At 44.8% G+C, this 25,430-nt stretch carries 21 protein-coding genes; 8 read left to right on the top strand and 13 right to left on the bottom strand.

Features of this window, described 5'->3' with window-relative positions:
• Positions 1 to 3: 3 nt before the first annotated feature.
• The 9 genes from L2730_RS01670 to L2730_RS01630 form a co-directional block, all read right to left on the bottom strand.
• Positions 4 to 336: a c-type cytochrome gene (locus L2730_RS01670; RefSeq protein ID WP_248973000.1), complete on the bottom strand. Its 333-nt coding sequence runs from the start codon at positions 334 to 336 to the stop codon at positions 4 to 6.
• Positions 337 to 813: 477 nt separating this feature from the next.
• Positions 814 to 2,100 carry an NAD(P)/FAD-dependent oxidoreductase gene (locus L2730_RS01665; RefSeq protein ID WP_248973172.1) on the bottom strand — a complete coding sequence of 429 codons (1,287 nt, stop codon included), beginning with the start codon at positions 2,098 to 2,100 and terminating at the stop codon, positions 814 to 816.
• Between the two features lie 181 nt (positions 2,101 to 2,281).
• Positions 2,282 to 3,097: an ABC transporter permease subunit gene (locus tag L2730_RS01660; protein WP_020914156.1), complete on the bottom strand. Its 816-nt coding sequence runs from the start codon at positions 3,095 to 3,097 to the stop codon at positions 2,282 to 2,284.
• Positions 3,094 to 3,999 carry an ABC transporter permease subunit gene (locus L2730_RS01655; protein ID WP_248972999.1) on the bottom strand — a complete coding sequence of 302 codons (906 nt, stop codon included), beginning with the start codon at positions 3,997 to 3,999 and terminating at the stop codon, positions 3,094 to 3,096. The genes L2730_RS01660 and L2730_RS01655 overlap by 4 nt, the downstream gene beginning before the upstream one ends.
• Before the next feature lie 10 nt (positions 4,000 to 4,009).
• Positions 4,010 to 5,146 (bottom strand): polyamine ABC transporter ATP-binding protein, encoded by a 1,137-nt coding sequence (gene potA, locus L2730_RS01650; RefSeq protein ID WP_248972998.1) that lies wholly within the window; start codon positions 5,144 to 5,146, stop codon positions 4,010 to 4,012.
• A gap of 110 nt (positions 5,147 to 5,256) precedes the next feature.
• On the bottom strand, positions 5,257 to 6,357 hold the full coding sequence (locus L2730_RS01645; protein WP_020914159.1) for a polyamine ABC transporter substrate-binding protein: 1,101 nt from the start codon (positions 6,355 to 6,357) through the stop codon (positions 5,257 to 5,259).
• A 266-nt stretch (positions 6,358 to 6,623) separates the two neighbouring features.
• Complete coding sequence (locus L2730_RS01640) at positions 6,624 to 7,973, bottom strand: glutamine synthetase family protein (RefSeq protein WP_248972997.1); 1,350 nt, start codon at positions 7,971 to 7,973, stop codon at positions 6,624 to 6,626.
• A 2-nt stretch (positions 7,974 to 7,975) separates the two neighbouring features.
• A complete protein-coding gene (locus L2730_RS01635) occupies positions 7,976 to 8,737 on the bottom strand; it encodes a gamma-glutamyl-gamma-aminobutyrate hydrolase family protein (RefSeq protein WP_020914161.1) in 762 nt (253 codons plus the stop codon).
• Between the two features lie 459 nt (positions 8,738 to 9,196).
• Positions 9,197 to 9,745 (bottom strand): cupin domain-containing protein, encoded by a 549-nt coding sequence (locus tag L2730_RS01630; RefSeq protein ID WP_020914162.1) that lies wholly within the window; start codon positions 9,743 to 9,745, stop codon positions 9,197 to 9,199.
• 246 nt (positions 9,746 to 9,991) lie between these two features.
• Here L2730_RS01630 and L2730_RS01625 point away from each other — a divergent pair, with 246 nt between their 5' ends.
• Entirely contained in the window at positions 9,992 to 11,299 is a 1,308-nt protein-coding gene (locus L2730_RS01625; protein WP_248972996.1) for an NAD(P)/FAD-dependent oxidoreductase, read from the top strand.
• A gap of 143 nt (positions 11,300 to 11,442) precedes the next feature.
• On the opposite strand, the gene L2730_RS01620 is transcribed toward L2730_RS01625, so the two are convergent.
• Positions 11,443 to 11,856, bottom strand: coding sequence for a GNAT family N-acetyltransferase (locus L2730_RS01620; protein ID WP_248972995.1), 414 nt, complete (start codon positions 11,854 to 11,856; stop codon positions 11,443 to 11,445).
• A 197-nt stretch (positions 11,857 to 12,053) separates the two neighbouring features.
• The gene (locus tag L2730_RS01615) at positions 12,054 to 12,596 is read right to left on the bottom strand and encodes a carboxymuconolactone decarboxylase family protein (RefSeq protein WP_248972994.1); all 543 of its coding nucleotides are present in this window, start codon (positions 12,594 to 12,596) and stop codon (positions 12,054 to 12,056) included.
• A 177-nt stretch (positions 12,597 to 12,773) separates the two neighbouring features.
• On the opposite strand from L2730_RS01615, the gene L2730_RS01610 reads away from it, so the two are divergent.
• Entirely contained in the window at positions 12,774 to 13,358 is a 585-nt protein-coding gene (locus L2730_RS01610; RefSeq protein WP_248972993.1) for a TetR/AcrR family transcriptional regulator, read from the top strand.
• Here the strand turns inward: L2730_RS01610 and L2730_RS01605 are convergent.
• Positions 13,355 to 13,876: a GNAT family N-acetyltransferase gene (locus L2730_RS01605; RefSeq protein WP_248972992.1), complete on the bottom strand. Its 522-nt coding sequence runs from the start codon at positions 13,874 to 13,876 to the stop codon at positions 13,355 to 13,357. The two genes, L2730_RS01610 and L2730_RS01605, sit on opposite strands and share 4 nt — an antisense overlap.
• A 150-nt stretch (positions 13,877 to 14,026) precedes the next feature.
• On the opposite strand from L2730_RS01605, the gene L2730_RS01600 reads away from it, so the two are divergent.
• Positions 14,027 to 15,058, top strand: coding sequence for an AraC family transcriptional regulator (locus tag L2730_RS01600; RefSeq protein WP_248972991.1), 1,032 nt, complete (start codon positions 14,027 to 14,029; stop codon positions 15,056 to 15,058).
• Between the two features lie 82 nt (positions 15,059 to 15,140).
• Positions 15,141 to 17,177 (top strand): alkyl/aryl-sulfatase, encoded by a 2,037-nt coding sequence (locus tag L2730_RS01595; protein WP_248972990.1) that lies wholly within the window; start codon positions 15,141 to 15,143, stop codon positions 17,175 to 17,177.
• A gap of 2,150 nt (positions 17,178 to 19,327) precedes the next feature.
• Here L2730_RS01595 and L2730_RS01590 read toward each other — a convergent pair.
• Positions 19,328 to 20,827 carry an aldehyde dehydrogenase gene (locus tag L2730_RS01590; protein WP_248972989.1) on the bottom strand — a complete coding sequence of 500 codons (1,500 nt, stop codon included), beginning with the start codon at positions 20,825 to 20,827 and terminating at the stop codon, positions 19,328 to 19,330.
• 283 nt (positions 20,828 to 21,110) lie between these two features.
• Between L2730_RS01590 and aptA the strand changes: the two genes are divergently transcribed.
• From aptA to L2730_RS01570, 4 genes are all read left to right on the top strand, one after another.
• Positions 21,111 to 22,451, top strand: coding sequence for an omega-aminotransferase AptA (gene aptA, locus L2730_RS01585; protein ID WP_248972988.1), 1,341 nt, complete (start codon positions 21,111 to 21,113; stop codon positions 22,449 to 22,451).
• 118 nt (positions 22,452 to 22,569) lie between these two features.
• Entirely contained in the window at positions 22,570 to 24,063 is a 1,494-nt protein-coding gene (locus L2730_RS01580) for a CoA-acylating methylmalonate-semialdehyde dehydrogenase (RefSeq protein WP_248972987.1), read from the top strand.
• Positions 24,064 to 24,148: 85 nt separating this feature from the next.
• Positions 24,149 to 24,520: a cupin domain-containing protein gene (locus L2730_RS01575; RefSeq protein WP_248972986.1), complete on the top strand. Its 372-nt coding sequence runs from the start codon at positions 24,149 to 24,151 to the stop codon at positions 24,518 to 24,520.
• Between the two features lie 113 nt (positions 24,521 to 24,633).
• The gene (locus L2730_RS01570) at positions 24,634 to 25,356 is read left to right on the top strand and encodes a TorF family putative porin (RefSeq protein WP_248972985.1); all 723 of its coding nucleotides are present in this window, start codon (positions 24,634 to 24,636) and stop codon (positions 25,354 to 25,356) included.
• Positions 25,357 to 25,430 lie beyond the last annotated feature (74 nt).

The following is a 25,430-nucleotide window of genomic DNA, read 5'->3' as shown; positions in this document are numbered from 1 at the left end:
ACGCTATTCCCCTTCCTTTTTAGTACCGAGCACTGAAAAATAATAGGCAATATCTTTGATATCTTGCTCTGATAGAGCATCAGCTTGCTGCTGCATTAGAATCGCAAGGCCACTGGTGCGTTGCCTCGACTTATAATCTTTGAGGGAGGAGATCAAATAACCCACTTTCTGACCACGTAAATTAGGGTAAGGATCTAGTGTTGATATGCCATCTTCACCGTGACATGTCATACAAACTTTGGCTTTTTGCTTACCTATTTCAAACGACGGTTCATAGTTCGCCTTGGCGTTAAAGGCTAAAAATGAAAGCGCGATTAGCAGGATTATTCGATTCATTAGTTGTCTCTTATTTTCTTATGCACCCTATTGAAACTAGTATGAATGGCTCGATTTGCCAGCATCAATAGTCATATCTTCTAAATAACTTTACGTTTCCACAGTGGAATTAGTTCACAATCTTAAGCATTTGAATGGCAAGCTAACGCCTCTCACTCATTTTTAAATACTTAAAAGAGATAACATCTCTTCGCTCAAAAACAGGCTTTTTGCGATCAAAATCAAAATTTTAGAACTAGATGTATGAGATATTTAGAACACGTAACAACATGTATCTAGAGAGAAATAGAGATGGATTTTATTAGACATGTACCTGCATTACTTCACGTTATCGCAGGGATTGCCGCTGTTGAGGTGTTGGTAATAGGTTTGGGGCTAGCGATTAAAAAACTGCAATCGAGTTTTTAAAGTCACTGCAGCAACACAAAAAAAGCCTACTCAAGTAGGCTTTATGTATTGGGTGGATAGTGACTAGGATTAAACGCCTAACTTATCACGCATGGTGTAGTACCAAGCGCCGATAGCGCTGAATGGCACCTGGAACATATGCCCACCAGGGAATGGATAGTGCGGCAAGCCTGCAAAGGCATCAAATCGTGTTGCTTGACCATTAATCGCTTCAGCTAAGATTTTTCCGGCTAAATGCGTATAGGTAACTCCGTGACCACTGCAGCCCTGTGAGTAATAGATATTGCTGCCAATACGCCCGACTTGAGGTAGACGAGATAAAGTCAGCAAGAAATTACCGGTCCAAGTGTAATCAATCTTCACATCTTTAAGCTGTGGGAACGTTTTTAGCATTTTGGGGGTAATGATTGATTTGATATCCGCCGGGTCACGTGCGCCGTAAACCACACCGCCGCCATAAATAAGACGGTTATCACCAGATAAACGAAAATAATCCAGTAAATAATTACAATCTTCAACGCAGTAATTCTGTGGGAGTAAGCTTTTCGCCAATTCATCGCTAAGCGGTTCAGTAGTAATGACCTGAGTGCCACAAGGCATGGCTTTAGCTTGCAACTTAGGAATTAGCCCTCCAAGGTAAGCATTACCTGCCACCACCACAAATTTCGATTTTACGCTGCCGTTTGCGGTATGAATGACAGGGTTTTCCCCCTCGTCGACTTTAATTACCGCAGAGTTTTCATAGATCTTCCCGCCAAGGGACTCCACCGCAGCGGCCTCCCCCAAGGCTAAATTCAGTGGGTGGATATGACCACCGCTTTTATCGAGTAATCCACCAACATAGGCTTCGGTATCAACCACTTTACGAATAGCACTTCCATCCAGTAACTCTAGATGATTCATGTGGCCGTGCTTTTCCCACAGCGCCTTTTGTGACTGTAGATGTCCCATCTGCTTGTTATTAAGCGCGGCAAATACGCCACCATCTTGCAGGTCACATTGAATATTATACTTGTTGATCCGCTCCTTAATAATACGAGCGCCTTCAAAGGCCATTTCACCAAACAACTGACCCGCCTCTTTGCCAACAGTCTTTTCAATAGAATCGATATCACGACTAAAGCTATTGACGATTTGACCGCCGTTTCGACCCGACGCGCCCCACCCAATGCGCGCCGCTTCCAATACCGTCACGCTATAGCCCATCTCTAATAGGTGCAGTGCAGTCGATAAACCTGTGTAACCAGCGCCAATAATACAGATGTCAGTATCGATATTATCTTGCAGTTGAGCACGCTCTGTTTTGTCATTAGCCGATGCCGCGTAGTATGAATCTGCATGTGGTGTACTGGTCATGGTTTCCGCCTGCCTTTGGTTATTTATTATTGACATAACTTCTGTCCTTCTCGCTTTGTAAGCGAATTTTACGATCACTATCGGTGAGCTATATACAGCTCTGAATCTTCAACAATCTAATAATGCCTAGCGGCAGATCATGTAGAACAAAGCTTTACATGATCTGACTCTTTTTGGCTGTCTAGGCTGAGCTTGAGCGCTGCTTAGCATCGGCTCTGCGGGCAAAATACCAAGAGATGAATGCTATCAAGGACACCATAAGAATAATCAAGGTCGCCAAGGCATTTATCTTAGGAGATACCCCCATTCTTACAGAGGAGAACACCACCATAGGTAAGGTTGTTGCCCCTGGACCTGATGCGAAACTTGCGATCACTAAGTCATCTAATGACAAGCTAAACGACAGCAACCAACCTGCGACGATTGCTGGTGATATCATCGGCACAGTGATTTGAAAGAAGGTCTTCAACGGTGTAGCACCAAGGTCTTGCGCCGCCTCTTCCACTGAACGGTCAATCTCGCGCAATCTCGACGACACCACAACCGCCACATAAGCCGCACAGAAGGTTGAGTGCGCAATCCACACGGTTAGCATGCCTCTTTCTGCCGGCCAGCCCAGAAAGTCGGCCATATGCACAAACAATAACAGCAAGGACAAACCGGTGATCACTTCAGGCATGACCAGCGGCGCCGTAATCATATTCGACAAGGTTAACTTGCCCCAACCTCGAGCGAAACGGGTCATCACAAACGCCGCCATCGTGCCGAGAATAACCGCCATGGTAGAGGCGTAAAACGCCACCTGCAAACTGGTGCCTACCGCATCTAGAATCTGCTGATCGCGAAACAGCTCGCCATACCACTTAACCGAAAATCCCCCCCACACGGTAACGAGCTTAGATTCATTGAATGAGTAAAACACTAAGATGAACATTGGCGCGTACAGGAAGAACATGCCAGCCCAAAGCATAATGGTAGAGAAACTTAACTTCTTCATGCTGTTTTCTCCATTTCACGTGCCTGATAACGATGAAAGAGCGTGATAGGGATAATCAATAAACCCAACATCACAATCGCTAGCGCAGACGCTACCGGCCAATCTCGGTTATTAAAGAACTCTTGCCATAGCACTTTACCTATCATCAAGGAATCGGGGCCACCTAATAGTTCAGGAATAACAAACTCACCTACGACAGGAATAAACACCAGCATCGAGCCTGCAATAACGCCACCTTTTGATAGCGGCAATGTCACTTTCCAAAAAGTATTTAAGCTACGAGACCCAAGATCTGATGCGGCTTCAATTAGGCTCATATCTAGCTGCGACAAGGTTGCGTATAGCGGTAAAATCATAAAGGGTAGATAGGTATAAATAATGCCAATGTATACGGCAGTATTAGTATTAAGTATCTGCAGCGGCTCAGAGATAAGCCCAGTCCACATCAATATGTTATTGATCACACCATTGTTGCTTAATATTCCCATCCAGGCATAAACCCGAATGAGAAAAGAGGTCCAAGACGGCAACATTACTAACAACACCAACAAGGTTTGGCTGCTCTTTGGGGCTCTTGCAATGGCGTAGGCCATCGGATAGCCAATCAGCAAACAACCTAGGGTTGAGATTGTCGCCATTTTCAACGAACCTAAATAGGCGTTGTAATACAGTGAGTCATCAAGAATGAGCAGATAGTTGCCCAAATTGAGCATAATGTTTAGCGATTCTTCTGCGTATTGAAATAACGGCTCGTAAGGCGGTATGGCAATAATCGGAGTAGAGAAACTGATCTTAAGTACAATTGCGAAGGGTAGTGCAAAAAACAGTAGTAGCCAAAAATAGGGGACGCCTATGGTCCAGCATTGGCCTTTGGGTAATCGAAACTTTAACGGCTTTTTCATGATCGATTCCTTATGATCTAAGGACCACTCCGCTGGTGGCCTCCCAGCTAATGAAAACCGCTTCTTCCCATGTAGGGGGATCTGAACGACGTTCGCGGTTAGTCATGATGGTTTGAATTAACTGCTTATTCGGTAGACGGATGTAATACACCGAGATCCCGCCTAAATAAGCGATATCTTCCACAACGCCACTTGACCAGTTGTATTCACTTTGAGGCTGTTCACGAGTAATACGCGTCTTCTCTGGGCGCACAGCAACCCAAACGGTCTTATCTTCAACGTTGGTGGATACACCGTGATCAATATAAATATTCTGCGACAGACCTTCGCTGGCGATCATCAGATGATCGGCTTGATCTTCTATAATCTCACCTTCGAACAAGTTAACACTGCCTATAAACTCGGCAACCATGCGGCTACTCGGACTTTCATAAATATCTGTTGGCGTGCCAGTTTGCGCAATCCAGCCATCATTCATAATGGAGATCCGCCCGGCCATAGTCATCGCCTCTTCTTGATCATGGGTCACCATCACACAAGTCACACCAACAGCTTCAAGAATATCAACGACCTCAAGTTGCATCTGCGTGCGCAGCTTTTTATCGAGTGCGCCCATTGGCTCATCAAGCAATAGTAATTTAGGACGCTTAGCTAAAGAGCGAGCGAGTGCCACACGTTGACGCTGCCCACCAGATAACTGATTTGGTCTGCGCTTGGCATAAGCTTCCATATGTACCAGCTTTAGCATCTCCTGCACACGCTCAGTAATTTCAGCTTTTGGTAGTTTGTCCTGCTTTAAACCAAAGGCGATATTCTGCTCTACCGACATATGGGGGAAAAGTGCATAGGACTGGAACATCATATTGATAGGTCGCTCATGGGGCGGCATATCGGTAATATCTTCGCCATCGAGGAAAATTCGCCCCTCAGACGGCTTTTCAAAACCAGCGAGAATACGCAATAAGGTTGATTTGCCTGAGCCAGAGCCGCCTAATAATGCGAATATCTCGCCCTTCTTTATATTCAGTGACACATCATCTACTGCGCGCACTTCATCAAAAAGCTTACTGACTCGGTCGATCTGAAGTAGCACTTCGCCTTGCGTCTTTGTAATCGGTTTATTGGTGACGCCCAAGGTACTAGTCATATTACTTCTCCAACAGATAAGCCCTTAATGTCAAGGGCTTACCTTTTAAAATTGTGTCTATTTTTGCTGTTGATCAAAAAGGGCAAGGTAATACCTTGCCCTATATTTGATTAATAACCCGATTTCACTTTGGTCCACACGCGAGTCAAGGCACGCTGTGATTTCATTGGACGTACATCACCGACGTAAAGGCGATCTAACACCTCTTTGCTTGGATAAATAGAGGTGTTAGTACGTACCTCTTCATCCACCAACGGCAGCGCAGGAACATTTGGGTTCGCATAAGCAACATAGTTACTAATAGGCGCAATCACTTCTGGACGAAGTAGATAGTTGATAAAGGTGTGGGCATTTTTCACGTTAGCTGCATCAGCAGGTATCGCTAACATGTCAAACCATAGGTTTGAGCCTTCTTTTGGAATTGAGTACTCAATAACCTGGCCATTTTCCGCTTCTTCTGCACGAGCAGCAGCTTGGAAAATATCCCCTGAGTAACCAAATGCAACACAGGTATCGCCGTTGGCTAAGTCAGTAATGTAACGTGAAGAGTGGAAGTAAGTGATGTACGGACGCACTTTAGCCAGTACTTCACCCGCCTTTTTAAAATCATCAGCCTTAGTGCTGTTTGGATCAAGCCCTAAATAGATTAGCGCCATTGGGATCATCTCATCTGCGCTATCTAACAGCGATAGTCCACACTTAGACAATTTCTCAGCATATTTAGGATTAAAGATAAGCTCTAATGAATCAACCGGGGCATCTTCGCCCAGTGCCGCTTTGACTTTATCAACGTTGTAACCAATACCATTTGTTCCCCACAGGTATGGCACTGAATACTGATTGCCCGGGTCAGCAGATTCCAGCTGAGTCATTAGCTCAGGGCTTAGATTCTTATGGTTTGATAATTGATTCGAATCAAGCTTTTGGAAAGCACCCGCTTTAATCTGCTTAGCTAAAAAGCTATTTGATGGTACGACAATGTCGTAACCTGAGCGACCAGAAAGTAACTTAGCTTCAACCACTTCGTTACTGTCAAACACATCGTAGACAACGCGAATGCCAGTCTCTTTGTGGAAGTTTTCAAGCGTATCTTCGGCAATATAATCAGACCAGTTATATACCCTGACCACTTCTTCTGCGTAAGTGACACTGCTGGCCAAAACACTTGCAGTGACGAGTGCTAGAGTGGTCACCTTTTTTATAAGCTTCATGCTATCTCCTATTTAGCGTAGCAGCAGAGATACCTTCTCTGCTGTTGCTGCATTGTTTGCCGATTAATCGACTTAGTTCTTATTGTTAACCAATGCTACACCTGAAAAACCGCACCGGCAGTTGCTACTGCTTTACAGCTTTCATATAGATAATGCTTTGTTTTATAGCACTATCTATATGAATGACTCCTTTTTATTAATCTCAACTTTTGCTTTAAACCACTACAGCTATCAATCCCCAAAATCGATAGCTGTAGCGACACGTTCTAAACGGTTAACAGTAGGAATTTACGCTCCCAAGAACTGATCACTTGGCGGTAGTTCTCTAAATCTGCTTGTTTAACGGCCACATAACCATTAGTAAAGATCTCTCCTAAATACTCACGGCAAGCTGAGCTCTCAGCCATCACTGCCAACGCTTCTTCAAGGGTGAGTGGTAGCGATATTCCGCTACGGGTTTCATTGGCACGACCTTGAACTGGCGTCATAGGTTTAACATCTTCAACCATGCCCATATAGCCACACAATAAGCTTGCAGCTATCGACAGATAACTGTTGGCATCAGCACCTGCAATACGGTTCTCAATACGTAGATTTTGCGGTGACGACTCAGGAATACGCAGACCACAGGTGCGATTTTCTTCGCCCCATTCCAGATTAACTGGCGCCGAAGTGCCAGGTAGAAAACGGCGGAAAGAGTTCACATTTGGCGCAAAGAGTGGCAGTAGTTCTGGGATGAATTTCTGCAGGCCACCAATGTAGCTATAGAACAATGGGCCTTTGCTACCATCTTCATTAGAGAAGATGTTCTTGCCTGATTTAATGTCAACAATGCTTTGATGCAAGTGCATCGCACTGCCTGGCTCATTAGTGATAGGCTTTGCCATAAAGGTGGCGCATACATTGTGCTTCAGCGCCGCTTCACGCAAGGTACGCTTAAACACAAACACTTGGTCAGCAAGCGTCAATGCATCACCATGGGAGAAGTTAATCTCCATTTGTGCAGTGCCCTCTTCATGGATCAAGGTATCGATATCTAAACCTTGGATCTCACACCAGTCATACATATCTTCAAATAGCGGATCGTATTCATTGGCAGCATCAATAGAGAATGACTGACGACCTGACTCTTGGCGACCTGAGCGACCAACCGGCGGAATAAGCGGCTGATCGGGATCTTCATTAATGCGAGTAAGATAGAACTCCATTTCTGGGGCTACAACTGGCTTCCAGCCCTTATCCTCATACAACTTAAGTACTTTCTTAAGTAGATTACGTGGAGATAGTTCTATCGGATTACCCATTTTATCGTAAGTATCGTGGATCACTTGCGCTGTCGCTTCAATCGTCCAAGGAAGCTTATAAACGGCATTCTCATCGGGCACGCAAACAAAATCGATATCAGCAGCATCCAATAAGGCGTCATAAGCTTCATCTTCAACATAATCACCAGTCACTGTCTGCAATAGCACGCTTTCTGGCATACGCATGCCTTTTTCATCGATGAACTTACCCACAGGGGCAATCTTGCCACGTGCAATACCGGTCATATCACAAACAACACATTCAACTTCGGTGATCTTTTCGTCTTTTAAATAGCTAATTAGTTTTTTCATTATTATTTTACTCTGCTCGCTGCACGGTGCTGGCAAGCCTCATTAAAGGCCTTAAAAACCGCAGTATAAAAAGCGTTATCTAACACTTTCCACTCAGGATGCCATTGAACACCTAATGCAAAATTCTTTGCGTCTTTGACTGAAAACGCTTCAATTAATCCATCATTTGCATATGCTTCTGGCCGCAACCCAACACCCAAACGGTCTACGCCTTGAGTGTGCACAGAGTTCACCTCTGCGGAGCTGCGGCCCCACGCATCGTGAAGCAGTCCCCCAGGTTCTATCTTGACCTCATGGGATAAACCATATTGCTCTTCAACGGGTGCCGTTTTGTCTTCACGGTGCTCAATGAAGCCACCGACTTCATGCAACCTTTGGTGCAAGCTGCCACCAAATGCGACGTTCATCTCTTGAAAGCCACGACAAATTCCAAGCACAGGTACACCCGCCTTAATAGCGGCATGAATTAACGGTAAAGTTGTGGCGTCTCGCTTGGGGTCGTGATGTGTTCCCGCTTCACTTGCAGGCCCATCAAAATGGTGCGGCTCAATGTTTGAGGGGGAGCCGGTAAACAAAATGCCGTCGAGTCTTGATAACACGACTTCTGCAGGGCAATGTCCCAGCGAAGGGATAACCAGAGGCCAAGCTTGAGTGGCATCTGCTATAGCTAATAAGTACTTTTCGCCAACAATGTTAAATGGGTGCAATCCTAACTGTTGATTGCATGCCGTCACACCTACTACCGCGAGCCCTACTTCCGACATATAACACCTTCAATCCTTCGTATTCAGAGTTTTTTCAATGGTTTTTATAGTAATTTTTAATCTTGATTTACGAATTTTTTATAATGAACAAATTACACTCAAATGTTCATTTTTTCACACAGTACACTTAATTTTGAAACTAGGCAATAGATTAACAGTCAGGAATGTAAATAATATCGAACTAAAATTAAAAAGCACATAATTACAGCAACTTGAAGTTGATAAGGTTTGTTTTACCAGTAAAACAGTGGCTTTTACAGGCAATAGCCGAGTGATTTACTCATGTTCTCCATTGTTGACACACTTCACAGAAACAGCGCTAATATGCTTTATATTATTTACACATGGTACACGGGGATTTAGAAAGGACACTGGACATTCGCGTAAATAAAGCGACAAAAGCCACCAGCTAAATAAGTATTTAGCTGGTAAGGTCTTATAAAGAATTTTCTTTTACGATTAGAAGTTCGCTGGAGTGGTCGCGCTAACAATACGGCAAGGCGTATCAAACGGGTTACGAAAACGATGAGGCAGTTCACTATTAAAGTAATAGCTATCACCTTCGTTAAGTTCAAAGACCTCTTCACCAACGGTGAGCTCGAGCTTCCCTTCAATCACCATCGCGGCTTCTTGCCCTTCGTGCTTAAGCATCTCAATGCCTGTATCAGCGCCCGGAGGATAAGTCTCACTCATCACAGACATGGCGCGATTTGGAAAATCTCGACCAATTAACTTGAAGTCTAAAACACCATCACCAATATCCAAAAGTTCATCACTACGATAAACCACCTTCTGTTCGCTGACAGTCTCATCTTCAATGGAAAAAAACTCCACCAAAGACATAGGTAATCCTGATAGTACTTTTTTCAAAGAACTCACTGACGGACTAACGCTATTTTTCTCAATCATCGAGATGGTACTGTTAGTCACACCTGCGCGCTTAGCAAGTTCGCGCTGTGATAAGCCTTTCTCTTTTCTAACGGTTTTAAGGCTTGCTCCAATATCCAAATTCTTTCCCCTAATTGAAGTTGTCGTTCTATGCCTCCAACAACATGCAGAACAATAAAACGCACGACCCGGATCTAACTCAGCACAGCTTGAATCAATAAGTGCTGTTCATTTTATCGGGCGTAGTTTGTATTCTACAGGAAAGCGTGTTAAAAATAACGAACATCTGTAAATAATTTATTTACAGAGTCTTGAGTATACTGTCCCAAGTCCAATTTACAATAAAAACACATGTTTGGAGAAAATATGTCAACTAAAAGCCCGGTGCATAGTGAGCAATACCCAGCCTCATATTACTTTGCAACAGCAAAAGAGCTACACCAATCACCGCGACTGGAAGAGGTAATCGATGTTGATGTATGTGTTGTAGGTGGTGGCTTTAGTGGCATTAATACTGCGATTGAACTCGCGCAAAAAGGCTTTTCTGTCGCGCTACTCGAAGCGAAAAGGATTGGCTGGGGAGCCTCTGGGCGCAATGGTGGAGAGCTTATTCGCGGCATTGGTCATAATATTGAACAGTTCGAAAATATCATCGGCCGTGAAGGAGTAAACAGCATCGAGCAGATGGGCTTTGAAGCTGTCGACATTGTCAGGCAGCGAGTCAAACAGCATAACATCGACTGTAATTTGCAGATGGGCTATTGCGACTTAGCAATAAAACCTAAACATATGCATGAGCTCGAAGCAGATCTTGAACACCTAACCAAGATTGGTTACGGCAAAAACATGACCCTACTCGACAAGTCGCGTGTTGGCGAAGTGATAGGCTCAGACTTCTATCAAGGCGCGTTAGTCGATATGGCGAGCGGTCACCTACACCCTTTGAATTTGGCGTTAGGTGAAGCCAAGGTTGCTCGCAGTTTAGGGGTGAAAATGTATGAGTACAGTGCGGCAGAGAAGATCATTAAAGGTGATAAACCTAAAGTGATGACTGCACATGGTGAGGTGAATTGCCAATACTTGGTGCTGGCAGGTAATGCTTACCTGGGTCACGAACTTGAGAGTAATATTGGTGGAAAAGTCCTGCCTGCTGGCACTTATATTTTGGCAACAGAGCCATTAACGCAAGCACAATGTGACAGCATCATTCCCAAAAATATGGCTTTTGCCGACCTAAGAGTCGACCTTGACTACTACCATCTCTCAGAAGATAACCGTCTGCTATTCGGCGGCTTATGCACCTACTCAGGAAAAGACCCTAAGGATATAGAGGCCGCACTCAGACCCAATCTTGAAAAAGTATTCCCGCAGCTTAAGGGTGTACGTATCGATTACGAATGGGGTGGTATGATTGGAATAGGCGCGAACCGCCTACCGCAAATAGGCCGCTTGCCAGATGCAAAAAATATCTTCTACGCTCAGGCCTATGCAGGCCATGGCGTAAATGCCACCCATATGGCAGCCAAACTAATTGCAGAAGCCATTAGCACCCAAGCAGAACGGTTTGATATTTTTGCACAGATCCCTCACATGACATTCCCAGGAGGTCCTCACCTACGTTCGCCGCTGCTTGCTATGGGCATGCTCTATCATAGATTCAGAGATATTTTTTAAACTTGCGGCATGATATTCGCTACAGCAGAGCAGTCAGCTGCTGTTATTCAATTGAAGCTGTCGCTGTCAGTGGTTAGTATAATGCCTGCAGATCTATCGCGCCTAATATAAATGAATTTACTTATCGCAGCACAGAAGCTGGTTTAATACTTTTTCAACATAAAATAGCGGGCAGGACTACCTGCAAACTCTGGCACGGTACCGACAACTTCAAAACCTAGCTTTTGGTAAAACTGCGGTGCTTGAAAAGACAGAGTATCAAGTTGAGCCGCAAGGCAACCTCTTTGCTTAGCCTGCTCTTCCGCTTGCTGCATTAACTGACGGCCAAGGCCTGTGCCTCGAGCTGCTTTGTCGACCCACACCACTTCAATAAGAAAATTTTTGTAGATGCTGCGGCCAGTAACGCCGCCAATAATATTTCCGGCATCATCTCTGGCGACAACGGACAATGGCTGAGTGTCTTCATCCCCCATGTTTTCATTTCTATGCTGGCGAAGCCCGGCAACTAATTCGTCAAATACGCTGCGGTCTTCACAGTGTAATACTTCGATTTTCATAATGGTTTCTCATGGCTTACTATGCTAGATACAGCAAGGCGCTTTCATATTGCCTTTTACTTGTACTCTAAGCTAGCACCTGTAACATACTGTTGTAAATAAACTATCTATATGTTCACCTAGGCTAGAAACCAGAAAGCCTGCAGATTTCTCTACAGGCTTTGTCTTTTTACTCACATTTTTTACGCCGCTATCCGCTACCAAGCAAACTGCTCGAACATTTTGTCTACCGGAGTCTTGGCTACATGATTGACGTAGTTGCTGATCACTTTTTGCGATAAGCCTAGGATTATCTCTAGTACCTGCTTCTGTTCATAACCTGCCGCGTAAAATACCTCTAACTCTGCGGGCTCAACATTGCCTCTATTGCGCACCATACTCAGCGTTAAGTCTTGTAGTGCCTGCAGCTTAGCTGTTGGCATTGGTTGACGATTACGCAACGCCTCAGTTAAAGCAGGATCCACTTTCATTGAGTGGGCAATACCGGTATGAGCAGGAACACAATAATGGCATTCATGTTCTACGTTAATGGTTTGCCATACAACGGTGAGCTCTTCAGCATCAAAAGACGAACTGGTGAATTGCTGGTGCAACTGCGTATACGCTTGCAAAATATTGGGTGACTCAGCCATCACTGAATATAAGCCAGGTATTCTTCCCATCTGTTTCTCAGCGCCTTCTAAAATAGCTTTACTCTCGGCTGGTGCAGATTCAACGGTATGAAATTTAAAGTCATTCATGAGGATATTCCTAAAGTTAGTATTACTTGATTCACTAATTTAAGAGCAACTACGTCACTCTGATTAGTCGATTTAAAAACAACATCGCTTTCTTTAAAAACAATATAACTAGCTTTGAACGATCGTTCAAGATAAAATTGAACAATCGTTCAAACTTTTTATTGGTGTGATGGCTATATGGCAAAGAATGCAAAATTCAATCGAGAACAGGTTGTTGAAAAAGCAAAAGATTTGTACTGGGAGAAAGGCTTTCATGCTACTTCTATGCGTAATTTGCAGGATGTCATCGATATGCGCCCCGGCAGTATTTACGCGACTTTCGGTAGTAAAGAGGGATTATTTAAGGAAGCTTTAGCAAGTTATACCCAAGCTGGTATCGAACAGCTCGCGCAATCTCGTGCAGAGACTAGTTCGCCAATTGAGGCGCTAAAAGCCTTTATGAAAAGAATGATTATTGAACAGCGAGCTTGCGCGCCAAGCCCCTTATGTATGTTGGCAAAAACCGTTGCAGAACTAACCGATGAGCAGCAGGAACTGTTGCAAGCTGCAAAAGACTCATTGAAAGCGATGGAACATGAATTTGAAAAACTCATTATAGAAGCCCAAGCTCTAGGTGACGTTAGCACAGATAAAGATGCCAAGAAGTTAGCTCGCCATATTCAGATCCAGGTCTCAGGTCTGCGTACATACAGCAGAACCTGCGATGGAGACGCGCCATTAGCTGAAATGATAGACGATATCTTTAACCACTACCCTTTCTAGTCACTAGGGATTAACGGCCCAACTTTATAGACCATCGCCTGTACCATGATCTTTGAACCATCTCTTAGTGGTTCAAGTTCTGGCCGAGCTTGAAAACCTAACCTTTGGTAAAGCGTAATAGCCGCTGCGTTATCAATCGTCACAAGCAAGTTCACCTCATCAATATTAAAATGTGTTGCCCAAGCAAGTATTTTTTGCAGCAACAGCCTACCAATACCTTGGCCGCGTGCACTATTGGCTACCCACATTTGATATACATGAGCACAGCGATCACCACTGTTATGCAGTACACCAAATGCCAAGCCAACTGCTGTGCCATCGATAAATGCAACTAATGGCAACTGCGCTGTAACTGTTGCAGGTGTTAAACGGGCCCGCCATGTCGCTTCAGTAAACAGCTGTTCTTTTTCAAAAGTGGATCCAAATGAGTCGGGGGCATCTTGTAAAGATGCCAAGCGTAAACGCTTATATTCGCGCCAATCTTGCTCCGTTAATTGCCTTACTTCTATCGAAGCCATAACAGCTATACCTTTCCATTTTTATGCCATTGTCATCACCCAGACTACATAACAGGATGAATTATAACCATATCAATTTTATAGATTTTAACGCTACAATCACTACACAGGTTAAGATATAACATCGACTAAGCAGAAGTGGAGTGAGCTTTGACAACCGCAAAATACAGCACTATTGCCGCTTGGTCGTTAGCGATTGCCCGGGCTCTCAGCGCAAGTAATATCGAAGCAGATGCCTTATTTAAACGAGCGGGTTTATCTCTGCCTCAGCTAGAAGCCGAACCCGACTCACGGGTGGCGATTGATAAAATGACATTACTTTGGCAGGCAGCGGAGCAAGAATCTGGCTCTGCGGCTTTTGGACTTACCGTCGGCCAATATGCTTACCCAATAAACTTTCGCGCCCTTGGCGCACTCATGCTAAGCAGTGATACGCTCGCCCAAGCCTTTGAAACCTTGCCCGACTATGCTGCTCTAGTGAGTAATTCAGCAGTAATTAGCTTACAACGTACCCCGCAGCTACTTGGGTTTACAATCATCCCACTTAATGGCGTTGAGATCAGCGATCTCGCGATAGATGCCTTTTTCGCCAGCTTGATGTTGCACGGTAAACAGATGATTGGTCATAGCGACTTTGTCCGAAAAGTTGACCTGCTCAGAGCAATACCTAAGTCACAACAAGCTTGGTCTGACATGTTTGGCTGCCCGGTGACGATGGCTGCAGACAGCAACTGTATGTGGATGGACCGCACCATGCTTGAGCAGACCGTTATCAGTAGAAATCGCCATCTAGCACAGTACAATGAACAAGTTGTCAGGCAGTATCTAAATAACATGCAAGCGCTAAGCTGGCAGGAAAAAACCAGCCAAGGGATCCATGCCCTACTGGTTAATGGCGAGCCAACAGCGCTTAGAATTGCGCAGATGTACAACATCAGTGAGCGCAGTTTAAGCCGTTATCTCAAGCTTGAAGGGACTGGATTTAGAGCCTTGTTGAAGTTAAAGCGCCAAGAGCTGGCCCGTCATTATCTGCTGAATACTCAGATGTCCGTTAGCGCCCTATCAGACACTTTAGGCTACAGCAGTGTCAGTAATTTCAGCCGCTCCTTTAGCCAGTGGAGCGGCGTTAGCCCGGCAAATTATCGCCTGCTATCTAAAGATAATTTCAAAGTCACAAGCTAAGTTGGCGAAAAATGATAACTAACTCGTTATCAACTTGTAATAACTTACAGTTAATTGTTAATTCCCTAGCCAGTGAGTCATTATGCCAAATCAATCTTCACAATGCTGTTTTCCCTTCACCTCCGGCACCTCTTTGCCGCTGTTGGCTGCTAGTTTAACCGCAATACTGTTAGCTGGATGTCAGCCAAATCAAACGATCACCGATGACAGTAGCAATGATGACTATGGCTTTACCGCGGCAAGTAGCCATACCATCAATGCAAATAAAGCGCTGTTGGATGAGCTCCCTTTTGCAGACACCCAAGACTTTACCGATGCCAAACGCGGTTTCATCGCCAGAATGCCAAAACTGGTTGTGACTGATGGTCAAGGTAAAACTATCTGGGATAGAACCGCTTACGATTTCATTACTGGAGAAGCACCCAGCAGCGTCAATCCGAGCCTTTGGCGCCAAGCAACACTGAACAATATTGATGGCCTATTTAAAGTCACCGAAGGCGTATATCAACTACGTGGCTTTGATTTAGCCAATATGACAGTGATTGCAGGTAAGACAGGCTGGATAGTGGTAGACCCGTTAACCACCGCAGAAACGGCCAAAACTGCATTTGATTTTCTTAACCAACAACTAGGACAGCGACCGATTAGCGCTATTTTATTTACCCATAGCCACATGGATCACTTTGGCGGCGCGCTCGGCTTACTTGAAAACAATACGAAAAAGAATAGCTCCCTAAAAGAGATAGACATTATCGCACCCGCAGGCTTTATGCATGAAGCCACCAGTGAAAACGTCATGGCAGGTACCGCAATGAGCCGTCGCGCCATGTATATGTACGGTAAACAACTTCCTCGCTCAGCGAGGGGGCATATTGGTTCTGGTTTAGGTAAAGAGCCAGCATTTGGACAATTTGGCATTTTGAACCCCACCACCGTCATTGAACATGACTCAACGCAACTCATTGATGGGGTGCCGTTTGAGTTTCAAATTGTCTCTGGCAGTGAAGCGCCAGCTGAATTTACCTTTTACCTACCAGAGCAACAGGCTTATTGCGGCGCAGAACTGGTATCCAAAAACATGCATAATCTCTACACCCTGCGCGGTGCTAAGGTGCGTGATGCACTTACATGGAGCAACTCGATTGATAAAGCGCTCAATGCACAGCGCGATACCAAGGTATATTTTGGTAGTCACCACTGGCCAATTTGGGGGCAAGAGCCAATCAATCACTTTTTAGAAACCCAGCGCGATACCTATAAGTATATCCACGACCAATCTGTGCGCATGCTTAATGCTGGGCTTACTCCAGCAGAGATAGCCGAAGCGATTGAAATGCCGCCGGTACTGGCAAATACTTTCTCTAGTCGCGGTTATTACGGCACAGCTAAACACAATGCTAAAGCGGTATACCAAGCCTATTTAGGTTGGTACGACGCCAATCCCGTTAACTTAAACCCGCTACCTGCAGTCGAGTCAGCAGAAAAGTATGTCGCCTTAATGGGCGGCGCTGACAATATTATCAAGCAGACTGAAATCGCCATAGCAGACGGCGAATATCGCTGGGCGGCAGAACTCATTAACCACCTTGTGGTGGCAGATGATAGCAACAGCCGAGCTAAAGAGCTGTTGGCTTCAAGCTACGATCAACTCGGGTATCAGGCTGAGTCAGCACCTTGGCGTGATGTGTACCTGAGCGCGGCCTATGAACTGCGACATGGTAGTCCAGAGACTGGCATTGATTTGGCCTCCATGAAACAAATCTTACTGCGATCGCCAGTCGAGAACTTTCTGCAATCGATGGCATCAAGGGTTATAGGGCCAAAGGCGTTTGGTGAGGAGTTTGAGCTTAATATCTACTTTACTGACCTTGATAACAACTACGTGCTAACGCTTAAAAATGCAGTGCTGCACCATAAACTCGCTCCAAAATCTTCTACCGCTAATGCCACGCTTAACATCAGTCACGAACTGTTTATCGACCTGATTATTGGTAAGGCTGGCGTAAAGGATGTGCTATTTTCAGATGAGTTAGAAATTGAGGGCAGTAAGATTGATTTAGCCAGTTTCTTCTCCAAACTGGATAAGCCTAAAGGGGTGTTTAATATCGTCACGCCGTAAGGTTTATAGGTTCAATATTAAGCGGCTAGCCCATAGTTTAGATACTATGAACTAGCCGCGTCATCATTGATTAAGCCTGTCCATATTGATTCTAATCAAGTCAAGCATAGATAAGAGGTCGCAATGGATGGCGTTAACTTTGGCTGTCTATGTATTTCTTTCCCTCAACCCAGCCTCTGCGGTGGTCATAGTTTTTACCTGTGTATTTATCATCACCACACACTTTTTGTTTCGACAGCATGCACGCCGAACGACGCGGCTGCAGCAGTGATAATAAGGACTTCTTACCAAATAAAGAGCTCAATACTAATGAGGGTTCGTCTTGGCCTTGGCATGCAACCTCCTTGTTCAATGCTCAAAGCAAGCATAGTAGGAGGTCGCGATTGATGCCATTAACTATGGCTGTCTATGTATTTTCGTATGACTAATGGGCATAATATTGCAAATGGAATTAATGCCATAAAGTCTGAAACGACTACTTGTGCAACAGGAGGTACCGGACTGTCATGCCCACATTAGTTAGAGAGAACGAACATTTTATAGGTACATTTTTTTATTGGATACCTTCTATGGTTGTGTTAATTATTTCTAAGGAAGTCTCTGAGTACATATATATTAGCTCGAATGGTCTTCAGGTGTTCTTTATTTTTGTTTGCATTTATACACCGATATATGGACTGGTTCTTAGGAGGTTTTATAAAAAACGCTGTATAACAAATTATGTTGAGGTATTTCTTGTTTTTGCTATCTATAGTTCGATGCTCCTATGGTGCTACCACTCACAAATTATTTTTTTTGAAAGTTTGGCTCTTGTCTTAAATGTTGAAAAAGATAGTGTTAAAAATATAGTTTTGATTGCTTACATTTTTCTTGTTTTTGAAATTGCTAATATCATCTCAAAGTTTGAATGTAGAAGATTAAGAAATAAGTCTGATGAAAGTAACTAATAAATGAAGAATAGATAAAGGCGTCAGAGCCCATTAGCTTGTCGCTCTGTTTTCCTAGATTCACGCAATAAGCGACACACGCTTCCCCGTCATTGCTTCTAACGTGTAAATCTCTATTGCTAAATATCTATTGCCAGCCTCTATAAATCAACAACATAGCCAGCTCCCCTCTTAATATCAACTGACACTATCTTGCCCTACTTCTACAAAAGTACTTTCAATGCTTATTGCGGAAGAACAAAAGGTAAAATTGATGAATGAAGCCAAAACAATGTGCTCGAATACGTAACTAGCTAACTCTATCGGGAATATAGAGGAAAGGTGGCAAAAGGTACTGCTTTAAATTAGCTGCCTTGCATAAATTGACAACTGTTGGAAAAGTGCCGTCGTCGTTTACTTAAGCATTAACTATGGGTGTCTATGTATTATTTTATGTATTATTGCCATTCGAATTAAACTATCCGTGCCTATGTAGCTTTTGTACTATCTATCCTCTTTGCTCTCCACGGGATGAAATAGTAAATAAATAAAAAAGAATACAAAAAAACCTAAAAATCCAATTAATAATCCCGATAATGACCTACTTGCAATTTCTAGCCAACTGCCAACTTTTGGCGCTATTAATACTCGTAATAAAACAAAAACTGCTATTAGAATCGTAGTGTACAATGCGACCTTTAATGTCCTGAAAGAATGAGCTTTCCAATTCATAATATATCCTATTTATTTTTTTGTGTGTCTAACACACCATCAACTGTTTTTGATGCAGTCTGTGCTACAACATCAACTACCGCTCCATTTGCAACAGACTTAACAATTGACCCAGCCAATATCTATTGCCAGCCACTATAAATCAATAACATAGCCAGCTTACCTCTCAATATCAACTGATACTATCTTGCCCTACTTCTACAAAAGTACTTTCAATGCTTATTGCGGAAGAACAAAAGGTAAAATGGATGAATGAAGCCAAAACAATCTGCTCGAAGACATTCTATCGGGGAGCAGAGGAAAAGGTGGCAAAAGGTACTGCTTTAAATTAGCTGACCTGCATAAATTGACAACTGTTGGAAAAGTGCCGCCGTCGTTTACTTAAGTGCTCACAAAAACGATTAAACTCCTGCAACCTGCAACCGGACCGTGGAATTATGACACAAAGCCAGTCTCTAATGAGGCTGGCTTTCCTTATGGCTAAGCTCAAGCTCAATCCAGCGCTATCCAAGTCGCTTTAATCTCGGTGTATTTATCAAACGCATGTAGCGATTTATCGCGGCCGTTACCCGATTGCTTATAACCACCGAATGGCGCGGTCATATCACCACCGTCATAATGATTTATCCATACCATTCCGCTACGTAGGGCTTTGGCTGTTTTGTGCGCCTTGCTTATATCAGAGGTCCACACGCCAGCGGCTAAACCATAGATACTGTCGTTTGCTATCTCAATCGCTTGTTGCATGCCATCAAAGGTGATCACCGATAACACTGGGCCAAAGATCTCCTCTTTCGCTATGGTCATCTTGTTATCAACCTCTGAAAAGATAGTTGGTTCAATATAGACACCACCACTGTCTTGCATCACTTGACGACCACCATGATTCAAGGTGGCACCTTCATCTTTACCCGACTGAATGTAACCCAGCACATTGTCGAGTTGCTGCTTATCAACCACCGCGCCCGATGTGGTATTTGGATCGAGTGGATGCCCCGGTTGCCAAGCTTGTAACTCTTCAGCAATAAGCCCGATAAGTTCATCTTTAACGCCGGCTTCAACTAATAAACGTGAACCAGCAGTACACACTTCACCTTGGTTAAAAGCAATGGCGCATGCCGCTGCTTGAGCCGCTTTTTTAAGATCTGGCGCATCATTAAATACGATATTAGGGCTCTTACCACCCGCCTCTAACCAAACCCGCTTCATGTTTGACTCACCTGCGTAAACCATTAACTGTTTCGCGATTTTAGTTGAGCCAGTGAACACTAAGGTATCTACGTCCATGTGCAGCGCTAAGGCTTTACCCACGGTATGACCAAAACCTGGTAGTACGTTGAGCACGCCTTTCGGAATGCCTGCTTCAATGGCAAGCTGCGCCATGCGAATCGCTGTTAGCGGTGATTTCTCTGAAGGCTTTAATACCACACTATTACCTGTTGCCAAGGCTGGCCCCAGCTTCCAACATGCCATTAATAGCGGGAAGTTCCATGGCACAATTGCAGCAACGACACCGACAGGCTCGCGAGTGATCATGCCGATCTCATTGTGGGCAGTAGGCGCTATCTCATCATAAATCTTGTCTATCGCTTCACCCGACCAGCGGATAGAACGCGCAGCGCCAGCAACATCGACGGCACGGGAGTATTGAATAGGTTTGCCCATATCGAGGGTTTCTAGCAGCGCTAACTCATCAACATGCTCTTCGAGCAGATCGGCAAAACGGATCATGACTTGTTTACGTTTAACTGGAGGCAGGTTTGCCCACACACCACTTTCAAATGTCTCTCTGGCATTGCTAACCGCAATATTAGCATCGGCCTCATCACAGCTCGCCACTTTAGCCAACACTTTGCCATCTATCGGACTGATGCAGTCAAAGGTCGCTTTCGATTGTGACTCAACATATTCGCCAGCGATGAACGCTGAACCATTAATAGCGATTGAATCTGCGAGTGCTTGCCACTGGCTGCGGTTTTCGGGTGTGCTCATGATGACCTCTTAACGCTGTATGTAATTATTAGAATCGCTTTAAATGGGCTCTTTTTACCTATAAACGGCAACCGAACCCAAGAAGGTATTAAGCAAGATTACGCTTAACCGCCCCTAAATTTCAATATATTTTACAAAAAGTTCATTTTTGCTATAAATAAATGCACAAAAAGCTTTCATGTTCATTATTTCTGACATAGCATAGCAAATATCAACCGCTCGATTAAAAAAGCAACACTTACTAAAAAAACAACAATAATTAAACTGAATCAAGGTAGATGATATGGCAGATTCACAGACGCACCACCACAGCGAAACACCGTCTTTATCAAATTACTGGATGCCGTTTACGGCCAATAGACAATTTAAGTCTAACCCCAGAATGTTGGCTCATGCCGAGGGCATGTATTACAAAGACACTGCTGGTCGCCCCATATTAGATGGTACTGCAGGACTTTGGTGCTGCAATGCTGGTCATGGACGAAAAGAGATCTCTGAAGCCGTTTGCAAGCAGATCCGCGAGATGGACTATGCGCCCTCTTTCCAAATGGGTCACCCGCTTGCTTTTGAACTGGCTGAACGTTTAGCGCAGATAAGCCCGGAAGGGCTGAATAAAGCCTTCTTTACCAATTCAGGTTCTGAGTCTGTTGATAGCGCGCTTAAAATTGCCCTGACTTATCATCGCGCCAATGGTGAAGCCACTCGTACACGCTTTATCGGCCGTGAGCTTGGTTATCACGGCGTCGGCTTTGGCGGTATTTCAGTCGGTGGTATTGGTAACAACCGCAAGACCTTTAATCAGCAGCTACTACAAGGTGTTGACCATCTCCCCCATACACTTGATATGCAAGAAAATGCTTTTTGCCGTGGCATGCCAAAGACTGGTGCAGAAAAAGCAGAAGTGCTTGAGCAGTTAGTTGCGCTGCACGGTGCCGAGAATATCGCAGCGGTGATTGTTGAGCCTATGTCAGGTTCTGCTGGCGTTATCTTGCCACCAGAAGGCTATTTGCAAAAATTACGTGAGATCACTAAAAAGCATGGCATTTTATTGATTTTTGATGAAGTGATCACCGGCTTTGGCCGTGTTGGTGATGCCTTTGCAAGTCAGCGCTGGGGAGTCACTCCAGATATGATCACCACAGCCAAAGCACTTAACAATGGTGCCATTCCTATGGGCGCGGTGTTGATAGATGACGCCATCTACGACACTTGCATGCAAGGACCAGAAAACGCCATCGAGCTGTTTCATGGTTACACCTACTCAGGCCACCCGGTGGCAGCTGCGGCCGCTATCGCCACCCTAAATATCTATGAAAACGAAAAGCTATTTGAACGCAGCCGCGAACTTGAAGGCTATTTTGAGGATGCTGTACACAGCTTAAAAGGCTTGCCCAATGTCATCGATATCCGCAACACCGGCTTGGTCGGCGGTATTCAGTTTGCCCCAAGTGATAAAGGAGTCGGCAAGCGTGGCTTTGGTATCTTTGAGCACTGCTTTGCTAATGGCACCTTAGTGCGAGCAACTGGCGACATTATTGCGATATCGCCGCCGTTGATCATCGATAAGCAACAGGTCGATACCATCATTAATACCTTATCGGATGCGATTAGCGCTGTCGGTTAATCTCAAGCCTGTTGCCTCAATTGTCCGAGTTTAGGTGATAACAGCAACAGGCTAATCCATTAAAACCTATAAACACCATTGGCTCCCTAAAGGGAATTAGAATTAGGATTTTTGCGCTATGCACACGATTAACCATTACATAAATGGCGGCCACACTGCGCCTAGCCAACGTACACAAGCTTTTTATGAGCCAGCAACGGGAGAGGAGCGCGGCAGTGTCTCCTTAGCCAGCGCAGCAGATGTTGCAGGTGCCATTGAAATAGCAAAAAAGGCTCATGAGTCTTGGTCTAAAGTCACTCCACTAAACCGTTCTCGAGTGCTATTCAAGTTCAAAGCGCTGGTCGAAGCCAATATGGATGAGATGGCAGAGCTGATCACTCGCGAGCACGGCAAGGTACTCGACGATGCTAAGGGTGAGATCATTCGTGGTCTAGAAGTGGTTGAGTTTGCCTGTGGTATTCCGCACCTATTGAAAGGTGAGCATACAGAGCAGGTCGGTGGCGGCGTCGATGCGTGGACCTTAAACCAATCTTTGGGCGTTGTGGCGGGTATTGCACCGTTCAATTTCCCGGTGATGGTACCCATGTGGATGTTCCCAATTGCCATTGCCTGCGGTAATAGCTTTATCATGAAGCCGTCAGAGAAAGACCCAAGCTCAGTGATGCGTATGGCTGAACTACTTACCGAAGCTGGGTTACCTGATGGGGTATTCAACGTCGTTAATGGCGACAAAGAAGCGGTAGACACCCTGCTCACTCACAAAGATGTGCATGCGGTTAGCTTTGTTGGTTCAACCCCTATTGCAGAATACATTTATGCTACCGCTTCAGCACACGGTAAACGTGTTCAAGCCTTAGGCGGTGCTAAAAACCACATGGTATTAATGCCAGACGCCGATCTAGACCAAGCCGTTGGCGCCCTTATGGGCGCAGCCTACGGTAGTGCGGGCGAACGCTGCATGGCGATATCAGTAGTGCTAGCGGTTGGAGATTCTGGCGATGCCCTTGTTGAAAAGCTACTGCCGCAAATCAAAGCACTAAAAGTCGGCAACGGCGTGACGCCAGAGATGGATATGGGGCCACTAATCTCGGCGCAACACCTAGAGAAAGTGACCAGCTATGTTGAAACGGGCCTCAATGAAGGCGCCAAGTTACTTGCCGATGGCAGAGCGCTAACCGTTGCTGACCATGAACAAGGTTATTTCTTAGGTGGCTGTTTGTTTGACCATGTCACCCCTGAGATGACTATCTATAAAGAGGAGATCTTTGGCCCAGTACTCGCCATTGTGCGAGTAAAAGACTACGCCGAAGCGTTGCAACTCATCAATGACCATGAGTTTGGTAATGGCACCGCCATCTTTACCCAAAGTGGTGAAGCGGCGCGTCATTTCTGCCATCACGTGCAAGTGGGGATGGTTGGGGTGAACGTACCAATCCCTGTTCCAATGGCTTTCCATAGTTTTGGCGGTTGGAAGCGCTCACTGTTTGGTCCTCTGCATATGCATGGCCCAGATGGAGTGCGTTTTTACACCAAACGTAAAGCGATTACCGCTCGCTGGCCGCAGCCAAGTAAGCAAGCCAAAGCAGAGTTTGTTATGCCTACAATGAAATAACCGATTGATGCGCAGTTAACGCTGCGCATTTGTCGTTGTTATCAGCCAACAACATAACTCATGCACGTAAAGGGAATAGAGTCCGATGAGCATAGGCATTGATTCAATTATTGATTTTTCGGCCATCAATACCGCCGTAGAACGTTACAAGCTAGCTGCAGAAAAACGGCTTCAGGGCGACCCTCAGCAGCAGCTGCAAAACCATTACTCAAGTGATTGTGAGCAGTTTCATGCTGGGGTTTGGCAAGGTGATATTGGCCGCTGGAAAGTCTGTTACAGCGAACATGAATACTGCGAAATTCTCTCTGGGGCGAGTGTCGTCACCGACAGCGATGGTAACCAAACCACCGTAAAAGCTGGTGATAGATTTGTGATCCCAGCGGGGTTTGAGGGTACCTGGGAGGTACTTGAAGATTGTCGCAAAGTGTATGTGATTTTCGAGCCAACTAGGCGCTGAAATCATTTTTAGCCATGAGGTCGTAGCAAACGCTGCTGTTTGGCAAAACCATAAGATGCTTAAAACATAATAATGGAGCGTCTAAGTCAACATAGTAAAATGGAGATACTACCGTGTATAAAAAATTAAATAATAAACGGATTGCCCAAGTTGTCGGTCTAACCTTATCAACAGCGCTAATTGCACCACTTGCTCAAGCAGAGTTCTCTGGTGAAATTGGAGTCACCAATGATTATCGCTTCCGTGGCGTATCTCAGACTGCGGGTGACTTTGCCGTTCAGGGCAGTGTTGATTACAGCATGGAAAATGGTATTTTCCTTGGCGTGTGGGCAAGTAATGTTGATGATGCTAGCTACGATGCGGATGTAGAAGTTGATATTTATGCTGGATATGCTGGGGCTTTCGGTGCCGATGAAGAGTGGGAATATGACGTTACATTGACCTACTACACTTACCCTGGACAAGATGAAAGCTCGCAGTATTTAGAAGCTTCAGTCGGCTTATACTATGGCGATTTCCATCTTGCACAGTGGTATACCAATGATTATTCCAATGCCGATGTCGCGTTAAACTATACCGAGCTTAACTACTCTTATGAGATTTTTGAAAACTGGAGTATTGATGCTCACGTAGGTTACAGCTATGGCGATGGAGCAGACTATGATTGGGGTGAAGACTACGCCGATTACTCTATTGGTGTCTCCACAGAACTTGGCGGTGTGGCGCTGTCCTTAGCTTGGTTAGATACTAACCTAAGTTCAGACAATATCATTGACTCTTCTGAGCCTTGGAGAAACGACGGCACAGTATTAGCGTCAGCAAGCTACGCTTTCTAATACTGCTTTTACCTTGTTTCCTACCCATAAAAAAACCGCCTGCTGGCGGTTTTTTATTAGCTGACTGATATTCA

Origin of the sequence: Shewanella kaireitica (genome assembly GCF_023284045.1) — a bacterium.
GTDB lineage: Bacteria > Pseudomonadota > Gammaproteobacteria > Enterobacterales > Shewanellaceae > Shewanella > Shewanella kaireitica.
The sequence above is the reverse complement of the archived record's forward strand: the minus strand, read 5'-3'. Positions and strand labels throughout refer to the sequence as shown.

What these genes read in the sequence shown, in the direction of transcription:
- L2730_RS01670 (WP_248973000.1), bottom strand. Translation starts at nt 336, where the DNA reads ATGAATCGAATAATCCTGCTAATCGCGCTTTCATTTTTAGCCTTTAAC.
- L2730_RS01665 (WP_248973172.1), bottom strand. Translation starts at nt 2,100, where the DNA reads ATGACCAGTACACCACATGCAGATTCATACTACGCGGCATCGGCTAAT.
- L2730_RS01660 (WP_020914156.1), bottom strand. Translation starts at nt 3,097, where the DNA reads ATGAAGAAGTTAAGTTTCTCTACCATTATGCTTTGGGCTGGCATGTTC.
- L2730_RS01655 (WP_248972999.1), bottom strand. Translation starts at nt 3,999, where the DNA reads ATGAAAAAGCCGTTAAAGTTTCGATTACCCAAAGGCCAATGCTGGACC.
- potA (WP_248972998.1), bottom strand. Translation starts at nt 5,146, where the DNA reads ATGACTAGTACCTTGGGCGTCACCAATAAACCGATTACAAAGACGCAA.
- L2730_RS01645 (WP_020914159.1), bottom strand. Translation starts at nt 6,357, where the DNA reads ATGAAGCTTATAAAAAAGGTGACCACTCTAGCACTCGTCACTGCAAGT.
- L2730_RS01640 (WP_248972997.1), bottom strand. Translation starts at nt 7,973, where the DNA reads ATGAAAAAACTAATTAGCTATTTAAAAGACGAAAAGATCACCGAAGTT.
- L2730_RS01635 (WP_020914161.1), bottom strand. Translation starts at nt 8,737, where the DNA reads ATGTCGGAAGTAGGGCTCGCGGTAGTAGGTGTGACGGCATGCAATCAA.
- L2730_RS01625 (WP_248972996.1), top strand. Translation starts at nt 9,992, where the DNA reads ATGTCAACTAAAAGCCCGGTGCATAGTGAGCAATACCCAGCCTCATAT.
- L2730_RS01620 (WP_248972995.1), bottom strand. Translation starts at nt 11,856, where the DNA reads ATGAAAATCGAAGTATTACACTGTGAAGACCGCAGCGTATTTGACGAA.
- L2730_RS01615 (WP_248972994.1), bottom strand. Translation starts at nt 12,596, where the DNA reads ATGAATGACTTTAAATTTCATACCGTTGAATCTGCACCAGCCGAGAGT.
- L2730_RS01610 (WP_248972993.1), top strand. Translation starts at nt 12,774, where the DNA reads ATGGCAAAGAATGCAAAATTCAATCGAGAACAGGTTGTTGAAAAAGCA.
- L2730_RS01605 (WP_248972992.1), bottom strand. Translation starts at nt 13,876, where the DNA reads ATGGCTTCGATAGAAGTAAGGCAATTAACGGAGCAAGATTGGCGCGAA.
- L2730_RS01595 (WP_248972990.1), top strand. Translation starts at nt 15,141, where the DNA reads ATGCCAAATCAATCTTCACAATGCTGTTTTCCCTTCACCTCCGGCACC.
- L2730_RS01590 (WP_248972989.1), bottom strand. Translation starts at nt 20,827, where the DNA reads ATGAGCACACCCGAAAACCGCAGCCAGTGGCAAGCACTCGCAGATTCA.
- aptA (WP_248972988.1), top strand. Translation starts at nt 21,111, where the DNA reads ATGGCAGATTCACAGACGCACCACCACAGCGAAACACCGTCTTTATCA.
- L2730_RS01580 (WP_248972987.1), top strand. Translation starts at nt 22,570, where the DNA reads ATGCACACGATTAACCATTACATAAATGGCGGCCACACTGCGCCTAGC.
- L2730_RS01575 (WP_248972986.1), top strand. Translation starts at nt 24,149, where the DNA reads ATGAGCATAGGCATTGATTCAATTATTGATTTTTCGGCCATCAATACC.